Origin of the sequence: Sphingopyxis sp. BSNA05 (assembly GCF_013265645.1) — a bacterium.
Lineage (GTDB): Bacteria > Pseudomonadota > Alphaproteobacteria > Sphingomonadales > Sphingomonadaceae > Parasphingorhabdus.
Map to the genome: position 1 here is coordinate 1 of NZ_PYIA01000083.1, position 4,030 is coordinate 4,030.

At 59.9% G+C, this 4,030-nt stretch carries 2 protein-coding genes; both read left to right on the top strand.

All coding sequences use genetic code 11. From position 1 onward, the window contains the following. Positions 1-1,449: hypothetical protein (locus tag C8024_RS09335; RefSeq protein ID WP_173204371.1), on the top strand; the 1,449-nt coding region annotated here is incomplete at its 5' end. Between the two features lie 35 nt (positions 1,450-1,484). After that, positions 1,485-4,030 (top strand): autotransporter domain-containing protein (locus C8024_RS09340; RefSeq protein ID WP_173204373.1); only part of this gene is annotated, 2,546 nt, incomplete at its 3' end.

Below are 4,030 nucleotides of genomic sequence, written 5' to 3' on the forward strand. Positions count from 1 at the left end.
TTAACATTTGGTGACCGCAGCACTGGTATCTTCGTCGACAGCAAGATGGATGGCGTCGCAAACTCAGATTTCGGCATTCTGATCGGCGGCGTCGAGATCAACACCGATGGCGAAAGCGCACACGGAATCGAAATAATTGGTGCGCAGAATGCAGCGCTCGGGGACCGCGACAATATCGCGGCAGGCGGAGCTTTTTCGACCGTTGTCATAGATGCGACCAAAGACATTATCGCGGCGGGCCTAAATTCGGACGCTATCCGCATAACCAACCAAGACCAGATTTTTATCCGCATTGCCGACGGCGCTACGGTCTCGGGCGGTACAGGCGCTGGCGTGGCGATCAATTTGCTCGAGGCGTCCAACAATGACGGGTTGCTTGAGGCGATCGAGGCGGAGGCTACCGTTCTGAAAGCGCGCCTTGCCGACCGGGCGATGAACCTGATCACCACTTACATCAGCAGCACCGGTACGCAGACGCCCTCGGCGGTTGGTGGCGGAGCATCGGGCTTTGATCCAATTATAATCGATCCGTTCGATTTCACGCCATTCGACCAGTTGATGGAAGTGGACGGCGCTACGGTCGAATCCGTTATGGGGGCAGGCGCGATTGTCAGCGCGTCTCCGCTCGCGCTCGAAACCTCGAACGGTGCGATTGTCCGTACGGGCGGCGACGATGCGCCGGTGATCTTGGCCGGCGAAGCGATTGCGCTGGTCGCCAGCGACACGACCTTCAGCAGTACGGGTGACAATTCCCCGCTGTTCAGCCTCTCCGAGCTCACCGCAGGCGGCGGCACCGGCTTTTATGCGGCCATGACCGACATCACCGCAACGACCACCGGCGTGAACAGCGATGCGATTGCGACGGGCGGCGGCGTGTCGGACAGCTTTGGTGCGTTGTTCTTGACCGCGAGTGACCTCGCCAATCCGAGCGTCGTTTCGACCACCGGAGATGGTTCAAGCGCGATCAGCTTCGATGCGCCTGATGGTTCGACTTTCACCGGCGCGATCAGTCGCACTGCGGTCTCGACCACAGGCGAAAATGCAGCGGCGATCAGCCTGAAAATGGGCGACAACAGCTCGGCGAGCCTCGAACTGCTCGATACGCTGGTCAGCACGACCGGGAATGGTAGCGACGTGGTGCGATTGAGTACGGGTGACGCGACAGACTATACCTTCATCATCGCCGATTCCGAACTGACCAGCGAGGGCGATGACAGTGCTCTTCTGCGAGTGGCAGGTCGCACAGGAGCCAATCTCGGAAACTTTGTGATGATTGGCGGCAGGCTGGTCAGCACCGGCAACAATTCGGGCGGAATCATTGTTGAGGGCGATCAGGCCACGGACCAATCCTCGCACACGTTCTTTTTCGCAGAAGCAGCATTGCGACCGAAGGCGACAATTCGGCGGGATTCCTGTTCGAGCGTATTGGAGACCCGACCGGAGGAGTGAGCATAGCAAGCTTCACGTTTGATGCCGTTGATATTTTGACAAGCGGCGCGAATAGCGATGCCGTGTTCACTGGTTCCGTGCTCGAAGGCAGCGTCACAAACACCACTTTTACCAATAGCCGGTTCGCAACCAGCGGTGACGACAGCCGGGCGTTTATTGCCGAAGCGATTGGCCAAGGCAGCGTGGCATCTCTTGCAATTGCGGACAGCGATTTCATCACCGAAGGCGCGAACAGCACGGCAATCATTTTCAACGAAGGCAGTGTTTTCAGTGCCATCGGCCCGGCAGACTCATCGATCTCCTCCTTCAATATTAGCGAAAGCACGATCAGCACGCTGGGCGATAACAGCCTCGGGATCGATGTTGCGACGCTGGCAGGCGATAACTCGACGACTGTCATCGCCATGAGCAGTAACCAGATCTCGACCGCGGGCGCGAACAGCGATGCGATCAGCATCGGCACACAGGCAGCTCTTGGCCGCGACGGCGCCTCGCACACGGTCTCGATCGATCTCTCGACCATTGAAACATCGGGCGATGACAGCCGGGGGATCTATATCGGCTCGCTTGTTGACGGACTTGGAGGTGCCAACGCGACAAATGGAGGTGTGACCAACGCAACGATTTTCTCTGGAGACAATGTGATCGTGACCACAGGCGCGCGCTCGCACGGGTTGGAATATGCCACCATTACCGGCGATCTCGAAGACGGTATCGTCGATATTGTTGCCGGCAACAGCACAATCCAGACGCGCGGCGACAATGCCATCGGCATGCTTTTCGGGGGCGTCGAAGGCGCATTTATCGACAGCACGGCGACCGATCGGCGTCCGCAGCTGAGCATGATGTTTGCGCCTCTTTCAATAGCCACCGAAGGCGACGGTTCGCATGGCATCCAGATCGGCGATCTGCCGGCTTTTAACGTGGCCGATAGTGCCGATGTCACGCTGACCCTCCTCACCCGCACCATTACCACCACCGGCGATGGCGCACACGGCGTGGTGATTGGCAGTGGCTGGGGCGAGGCGAACTCGACGCGCGATCCCGATCGCATGGGCTCGAACCGCACGGCCATTCTGACGGTCGATGGCATCATCGATGTGTCCGGCGCGGGATCGCATGGGATCGTGTCGGACAGCATCTTCTTCGAACTTTCCGTTTCCGAAACCGGCAGGGTGACCTCCGCTGATGGCTTTGCGCTGAAATTCGATACGGTCGACGATGGCTTCACCGCGTTCAATCTTGGCGAGATCGACGGCGATGTGATCTTCGGTGACGGCGACGATACGCTCGACAGCTCCGGCACGATCACCGGCAATATCGATATGGGCGCAGGCGCGAATGCAATCCTTATCCGCAGCGGAGGCCTGTTCAATTCGCTCGACAGCGTCCTGCTCGGCGCGGGCAATGCGATCACCGTCGAGGGTGACATTGCGCCAGGTGGCGTCGGTCCGATCCAGGTGACCAATATCGGCAGCGACCTGGTGTTCGCGGCTGGCTCGCAATTCCTGGTCGATATTGACGGGATGGCGGCCGACACGAATGCGGCGGGTTTCTTCCAGTCCGACCGGATCACCGTTGATGGCGACATCACCATCAATGGCGGCACGCTGGTGGTGGAATCGCTGACACCCGAAGGCGATTTTGACCGGCAGGCGCAGTTCCTGATCCTCGATGCGGCGGGCACTGTCACGGGCGAGTTTGCCGATTTGATGGCCGATTTGCCGTTTCTTGATCTCAGCCTGACGTACAAAGCGGACAGCGTGATCCTGAATGCAGGACGTCAGGGGCCGGTGGTTCCTTTCGCGTCACTGGGCCTCACGCCCAACCAGCGCGCGGTCGGGGCCAGCTTCGACGCGCTGGAACCGAACGCAATGGGCGATCTCGACGATGTGATCGACCAGCTGATCTTCGCCAGCACCGATCAGGCGTTGACCGCTTTCGATACGGCATCGGGTGAAATCTACGCTTCGCTGCTGGCGCAAGCGGGCAAGGACGGATTGCGCCGCTCGCGCGAAACGCTCGCCCGTGCGCGCAGCGCCGCTAACAGTGGTTGGGGCATCTGGGGCGGGATTGGCTCTTCGGACAGTTCGACCGATGGTGACGGCAACGGCGCGGCGGTCGACCAGAATGATTTCGGATTCTATATTGGTATCGACTATGTCGGCGAAGACAATGCGTGGGCGGCGGGAGTCTCGACCGGCTGGCGTGACGGTTCGCTCGATGTGTCGGATCGTCTGAGTACAGCCGAATATGACACATGGTACCTCGCCGGACATGCTCGCTATGGCACTGGCGGGCAGGGCGCCACCGTCACAGCGGCGCTGGACATCTCCGAAATCGATGCCGGTGTCGAGCGCACGCTGACGGTCAACGGGATAAACCGCGATGCGCAGGGCAATGCCGATGTGGACACCTTCGCCATCGGCGGCGAAGCACGATACGGTGTGTCCATAAGCGAAGACTGGGCAATAGGCCCGGTTGTTTCGGTGATCCACACTGACAGTGACCTGTCGCTCGACAATGAAACCGGCGCGGGCAGTGTGGCCCTGAGCTCTGCCGATGCGTCCGACGGGCAAAC